We start from the raw sequence: 3,181 nt of genomic DNA, 5'->3' as shown, positions 1-3,181 counted from the left end.
GAGCATGGAGAGAGCATCATGAAAACAGCGTACTATAGCGTGTGGATAGATGAGCACGCCAATCAACTGAACCCTGCGTTTGAGCAAATTTTCCAGACAGTGAAAGCGCATTTTTTTGCTCGCGATCCCAATCGTTGGCCTTTGTATCGTATTCACGAGATCGCTCGTTGGCTTGAAGAGCGAAAAATTGATGCGCCAACCGTGGTAAATACTGCATTGCAGCAACAATTACGGCATTCAAACACCATTCCTCGACATTCGAGCCACGCCATTCACCCTTTTAACGACTTAGCGCTTTATGCCGCCAAACGTTCAAAAAACTGGGATGACCCTCGCTCAGTGGAAAATGTGATCTCGACACCTTGTGATCCGGCCATTCACGGTGCGCTACTTGCGACTATTGCCAACCCTAACTTGGTTTATAGCGAATATGCGGGAGATGCCATTGAACTGGAAAAATTAGTCGTGCGGCAAATCGCGCATTTAGCTGGTTATGATAGTGATCAAGCGACTGGAGTATTCACACAAGGAGGTACATTTTGTAATTTGTACGGCTATCTATTAGGTATTCGAAAAGCGTTGCCAAAGTCAGCTCTGAATGGTTTGGCGGGAGAAGATTACAGGATATTCAATTCAGAAGCAGGTCACTATTCAAACATGACAAATTTGTCGTTGTTGGGGGTTGATGTTCAAGGTAAAGCGATTCGGATCAAAGTTAAAGATAACAATGAAATGGATTTGGCTGAATTAGACCAACAATTGATTTTCTGTTTTAAAAATGGCATTGCTGTTCCTAGCATAATGTTGACATTTGGCAGTACCGATACCTTCGCAACTGATGATATTGAACAGGTTTATGCGATAAGAGAAAGAAGATGCCAAGAATATGCGATTTCGATGAAACCACATATTCATGTTGATGCTGCTGTTGGGTGGAGTATGTTGTTTTTCCAAGAGTATGATTTTGAACGCAACCCTTTATCGCTTAATCGGGCAACACTGACGGGTATTGAATCCTTATTGCCGAGGATTAAAAGTTTACAATTAGCGGATTCATTTACGGTCGATTTTCAAAAATGGGGTTATGTCCCTTATACTTCCAGCTTGGTGATGCTCAAAAACAAACACGATCTCGCGGTATTAAAAACAGATCCCGGTTATTACTCCTACTTTGAACATGCTCAAAGAGAAGAGAGCCATTTGCAATCGACCATTGAATGTTCACGCAGTGCCGTGGGTGTTTTTTCTGCCTATTCAGCACTGCAACATTTAGGTATCGAAGGCTACCAAACCGTGATTGGTCATACATTGCAAAATGCTAATTATTTACGCTGCCAATTAGCCGCTCTACCACACTGCAAGGTGGCAGCAGTCGAAAACCAAGGGCCAAGTGTTACTTTTCGTCTCTATGACCCACAGAAAGTGACGAGTGCTGAATCGATGTTTGAGCAAGAAATGAACGTTGCACGTCAGGGTTCTATGGTTGATTCGATAGTAGAGAATACGCTCTACCATCGTCATCAGTTCTTATCTCATAAAGGCCAGCATCTCAACACTAATTGGGTCGATTCGATTGCGCGCACTCATTATGATGACACTGGACATTGTTTACATATTCCGGGAGAAAAAGCGGTTTTAATGAACCCCAATACCACCCGAAAACATATCGAACAGTTTTGCCAAAACATTGTTCGGCGCTAGCCATGGAAAGGGTGAGCGCGAACTGAAATGAATGACTAGTCACGTCAATGTAATGTTATTTTTCACCACGGATGCGGTATGAAGAATGTATTACCATGTGCGCGTGATATTAACCTGAATGTTACATTTTAGATAACAAGCTGTCTCAAGGAACGATAATGAAAAAACAACTGTTGACCCTAGCAATTAGCGTTTGCTTTACCTATGTGGCGCAAGCAAATGAATGGGGATATGAAGGTGAACGTGGCCCTGAACATTGGGGACATGTTTCTAAAATTTGTGAAATGGGCAAAAATCAAAGCCCAATTGATATCAATGGCCTCGTTGAAGCTGATTTAAAATCTTTAGATATCCACTATTCAGGCGTTGTGGGTACATTGACCAACAATGGACACACGCTGCAAGCCTCAGTTTCAGGGAAAAATACACTGGTAGTGGATGGTACAGAATTTGAACTCAAACAATTTCACTTCCATACCCCTTCTGAAAACTTAATTAAAGGACATCAATATCCTTTAGAAGCGCATTTTGTGCATGCTGATGCGGCTGGCAATCTGGCAGTTTTGGCGGTGATGTTTGAAACGGGCGCACAGAATGAACCATTAGCCCAGCTTACTGCAGAGTTGCCTAAAGTTGGGACGAGTGTGCAGTTAGCAAAAGGATTAGCAGTACAGTCACTGTTACCTAAGCTAGATGAGTATTACCGTTTTAATGGGTCACTCACAACGCCACCTTGCAGTGAAGGCGTGAGATGGTTTGTGGTCAAGCAGCCGAAAAGTTTGTCACAGCAACAAAGTGCAGCACTACATAGTGTGATGGGAAATAACAATCGGCCCATACAAGCTCACAATGCTCGCTTAGTGCTAGAAAAAGAATAACAACGCTCTTTGAGCGATTTGAAGTCGCAGTCGGGCTCACAGGGTTTACTATTTCCTTTCCGCTCTGCTTCTTCAAATTTTAGGTGTAAGTGCTTAATTTAGCTAAGCTATTTTTTGTGCTTATTCATTAACAGCATTTAATGTATAGCGGCTTGCACTGGCTAAAGATAGTGGTTTTGAAAACCAATAGCCTTGTAAATAAGTTGCCCCCATCTCTTTAAATTTTTGGTACATGTCGCCATTTTCAACCCCCTCAATAACAATGTCGACGCCATTGGTGTGACAAAACTGGATGAGAAAGGCTAAATATTGTTCTGATGCTGGGTTAGTCAGTGTTTTCCATACAATGCTTTTGTCTATTTTAATTTGATTGAGGGGCAAATCAAAGAAGCTATTGAGTGAGCTAAAACCAGCGCCAAAATCATCCAGCGACAGTTGAAACCCCATTTCATTTAAGGAGTGAAGCTGGTTAATCGCATTTTTATCTCCATCGAGTATGACAGTTTCCGTCAGTTCTAACACAATAGAAGAGGGCAATACACCGGAAGCCTTAGCCATTGTTAGTATCTGTTGTGGGAAGTCACTTTTCAGAAGTTGAAGGA

The 3,181-nt window shown here is 42.3% G+C and carries 3 protein-coding genes; 2 read left to right on the top strand and 1 reads right to left on the bottom strand.

Annotated elements, in window-relative coordinates; genetic code table 11:
• The first annotated feature begins 18 nt into the window (after positions 1-18).
• On the top strand, positions 19-1,701 hold the full coding sequence (locus B9J84_RS08095) for a pyridoxal-dependent decarboxylase (RefSeq protein WP_094123911.1): 1,683 nt from the start codon (positions 19-21) through the stop codon (positions 1,699-1,701).
• A 158-nt stretch (positions 1,702-1,859) separates the two neighbouring features.
• Positions 1,860-2,579: a carbonic anhydrase gene (locus tag B9J84_RS08090; RefSeq protein ID WP_094123910.1), complete on the top strand. Its 720-nt coding sequence runs from the start codon at positions 1,860-1,862 to the stop codon at positions 2,577-2,579.
• 120 nt (positions 2,580-2,699) lie between these two features.
• On the opposite strand, the gene B9J84_RS08085 is transcribed toward B9J84_RS08090, so the two are convergent.
• A partial coding sequence (locus B9J84_RS08085; RefSeq protein WP_143698844.1) for an EAL domain-containing protein occupies positions 2,700-3,181 on the bottom strand: 482 nt, incomplete at its 5' end.

Source organism: Vibrio sp. V03_P4A6T147 (genome assembly GCF_002241085.1).
Lineage (GTDB): Bacteria > Pseudomonadota > Gammaproteobacteria > Enterobacterales > Vibrionaceae > Vibrio > Vibrio anguillarum.
This window is presented reverse-complemented; position numbering and strand designations above follow the sequence as displayed.

Excerpts from the sequence above, each read along its gene's own strand:
- B9J84_RS08095 (WP_094123911.1), top strand. The coding sequence starts at position 19 with ATGAAAACAGCGTACTATAGCGTGTGGATAGATGAGCACGCCAATCAA.
- B9J84_RS08090 (WP_094123910.1), top strand. The coding sequence starts at position 1,860 with ATGAAAAAACAACTGTTGACCCTAGCAATTAGCGTTTGCTTTACCTAT.